Origin of the sequence: Bacillus sp. BP-3, from assembly GCF_028401955.1 — a bacterium.
Lineage (GTDB): Bacteria > Bacillota > Bacilli > Bacillales > Bacillaceae_G > Bacillus_A.
Map to the genome: position 1 here is coordinate 1 of NZ_JAQOTJ010000045.1, position 2,903 is coordinate 2,903.

General features: G+C 33.0%; 3 protein-coding genes and 1 rRNA gene. 1 reads left to right on the plus strand and 3 read right to left on the minus strand.

What is annotated here, in order from left to right:
* Nucleotides 1–304 precede the first annotated feature (304 nt).
* The gene (locus PLX19_RS25795; RefSeq protein WP_272191784.1) at nucleotides 305–922 is read right to left on the minus strand and encodes a uridine kinase family protein; all 618 of its coding nucleotides are present in this window, start codon (nucleotides 920–922) and stop codon (nucleotides 305–307) included.
* A 420-nt stretch (nucleotides 923–1,342) separates the two neighbouring features.
* On the opposite strand from PLX19_RS25795, the gene PLX19_RS25800 reads away from it, so the two are divergent.
* Nucleotides 1,343–1,765, plus strand: a complete 423-nt coding sequence (locus PLX19_RS25800) for a YfmQ family protein (RefSeq protein ID WP_272191785.1) — start codon at nucleotides 1,343–1,345, stop codon at nucleotides 1,763–1,765.
* Nucleotides 1,766–2,010: 245 nt separating this feature from the next.
* Here the strand turns inward: PLX19_RS25800 and PLX19_RS25805 are convergent, their stop codons facing one another.
* Together PLX19_RS25805 and rrf are read right to left on the minus strand one after the other, a co-directional pair.
* The gene (locus PLX19_RS25805) at nucleotides 2,011–2,256 is read right to left on the minus strand and encodes a hypothetical protein (protein ID WP_272191786.1); all 246 of its coding nucleotides are present in this window, start codon (nucleotides 2,254–2,256) and stop codon (nucleotides 2,011–2,013) included.
* Between the two features lie 528 nt (nucleotides 2,257–2,784).
* A 5S ribosomal RNA gene (gene rrf, locus PLX19_RS25810) occupies nucleotides 2,785–2,900 on the minus strand.
* Nucleotides 2,901–2,903 lie beyond the last annotated feature (3 nt).

Genomic DNA, 2,903 nt, shown 5'->3' on the forward strand with positions numbered 1-2,903 from the left:
CTCAGTCATTCGATGTCAACTAAGTTTTTCATTTTGTTTATCGTGGTTACTTTGTTTCACCAGCGACTCGTATAATACTACACTCATATTCAATAATAGTCAATTCTTTTTTTACAGTTATTTAAGGATAACAAAATATACCTATCAAGTTAGCCATGAGGAAGTCAATTCCTTCTTACATACCTACTCATATATCGGCGTTTTTCACAATATAAAGACCCTCCAACGACGTTCGACATGCTAGATGCTGTAAAATAATGAAAATGAACCCTCATGATAAACATACCAAATAGAGTATTTGCATTTAAACTTCATAAAACTCAAATGTATTTTTTTCTAGATATATTGCTTCATCATAATTTTTGATAATAATATCAAAATGTTGACTGTATGGATGCATAAACACTTCGTACTGAATACGACGCTCTTCATGAGACTGTTTTAAATAATTGATATCAGTCCCTCTTTCAGCAATGTCACGGCTAGACCTTCTCGTTAATTCCGTTTCACCATCTGTATAGAAGTAAATTTTCAAATCAAATACATCGGGATTAATAAATGCGACACTCATTCCTTCTACAATCGTCACTTTGTTTTTTGAAGAAATCAATTCACTTTTCATATAATGCGTATCTATCGTATAAAAATCTAAACCAGCTCTTACCATCTGAACATCTCTTTCTAAAACAGACAAATGATGTGCCGAGGGGTGACAAGCCGTCATTTTAGCATGATGATTTTCGTTTTGATATGTATAGTGAATAATTGCATGCTTTCGTACGTTCGAACTAACAATGTATGGATCTGTATTAATATAATTCACTTCATTTTGATTGAGTTGATTTACGAGCATATTAGCAAACGTTGTTTTTCCAGCAGCACCATGACCCGAAATGCCAATAACAATCTGTTCATCATTCATACTAATCCAGTTTATGATTTCTTGTAATAACTTATCTACCCTTCTCCCCCTTTTACTGATATACTCCCCTTATTTTAATTAGTTGAATATCGAAATGTTTTTTGTTTTATTATACACGAAACAAAGGAATGGTATAATTATCCATATTAACATCTCTATTTTTAAACAACTACATTATTTTTTTAATGACTTTATTGTTCACGGACAGCTGCACTAAAACGCACGAAAGTCGTTTCTATTACATCCCTGGAAAATTCACATAATGTACACAAATCAACTAAGTACCCTATGATAAAATGGAAATTATCAACAGTTAATAAACAACGGACCATTATGGTCTGTTTTTACATGTCTATCAACTGATTACCACTATAAGTAATGTAATAATATTATTTTAAAATGTAATGGAGATGATAAAATATGACAACCTGGTTTATAGTGTCGTTGGTTATTATGTTTAGTATTAAATTAATACTAACTTCTCTTCCAACTGCTGTTGTAGAATCATTTACCAGTAAATTTCAATTACACCCAAAGCTCGATGATACGGCTGTTACCATAACCATCGACGGAAAACCTTTAGAAGGCGAAGACAAGATTCAAGTTATTAATCAATTTAACCAAGCGCTATTTTTAGAGAAATACTATTTCCCTCCACAGAGCAGTGGAACACCATTGGTCATTAATACTAAGAGGGGCAAAAAAGATGTTAGTTTTTCTATATACAGTTACAACGACCACGTTGATGTAATCAAACAGTATAAGAAAAAGGTAGTCGCGTATAGTCTTCGTTCCGATAGCCTTCAAAAACGTTCCATGTTAGTAACTGGAGATGTAGTTTAAAAAGATCGTCAAAGAGGCGATCTTTTTTTATGGATGAAATGACAACTGAAACTGTAATAGAAAAAAAGATTCTTAATATCGACAAGTAGTTCTGTTTTTATCGAGAAGGTCTTAAATAACAAGGGTATCCGCAAGTAGATTCACACAGTATTTAACACGTAAAAAAGCGCAGAGTTTTAGCTCTGAGCTTATCTTTTTCATGAGGTTTATTCCGTTAAATCCCCTTAATCTCAATTAAAAATATATTAACCACCAATTCCTTTTGCTAGCAATAGGAAATATGTAATTACCAATACTCCGCCATTTAATACAGTACCAATTATTCCCGATAACCACTGCTTTGATACGATAGCAAAAACAATTCCAAGTAGTGAAAGTGTACCTAGAATGATAATAATCAGCGATAAATCCGCATTAGGTCCTCTTAGAACTAAGAATAAAAATACACTTGCCATGAAGGTTAGAAATGAAAAAATCCCAAACTTATTCATGCACTTTCCCCCTTGTTTAGAATGTACTTTGTTTCTTCACCTATTTCACAACCCTGCCCTTTAATTGAATAAAGATCATTCATCAATTCTCCTATATTTTAACATAAATTCCCTATCCCTTCTGATACCTTTATACTTATACAATAAATATAGACGAAATCTCCTCAACTTTTATTTTATGACAATAACTATTGTCGTCCTGTTAATTACTATGCTAATTTGAGTGTTAATTCCCCTAAACAAATAGTTCTAAATACTAGTATAATAACAAAAAAAACGAGTATAAAACCTTTGCGATTTCACACTCGTTTCCCTATGCTATTTCCACTGTTTCTCCATGTTTTCTGAACTACTTATAATACTGGAGAAATCCTTTTTTCTTTATCTAAATTTACTTAATGTACGAAACTTATGTTTTTAGACACCAAATACTTCTTTTTTTCTTTATGTACTATATGAAAACCCCCGTCACTTTTTTCTTGTTACGCATGCACAAAAAAGACGAGTCATACTGACTCGTCTCAAATTGCCTGGCAACGTCCTACTCTCACAGGGACAAAGTCCCAACTACCATCGGCGCTAGAGAGCTTAACTTCCGTGTTCGGTATGGGAACGGGTGTGACCTCTCTGCCATCATTACCAGACTT

Coding starts and splice junctions, on each gene's coding strand:
- PLX19_RS25795 (WP_272191784.1), bottom strand. CDS start 922: ATGAATGATGAACAGATTGTTATTGGCATTTCGGGTCATGGTGCTGCT.
- PLX19_RS25800 (WP_272191785.1), top strand. CDS start 1,343: ATGACAACCTGGTTTATAGTGTCGTTGGTTATTATGTTTAGTATTAAA.
- PLX19_RS25805 (WP_272191786.1), bottom strand. CDS start 2,256: ATGAATAAGTTTGGGATTTTTTCATTTCTAACCTTCATGGCAAGTGTA.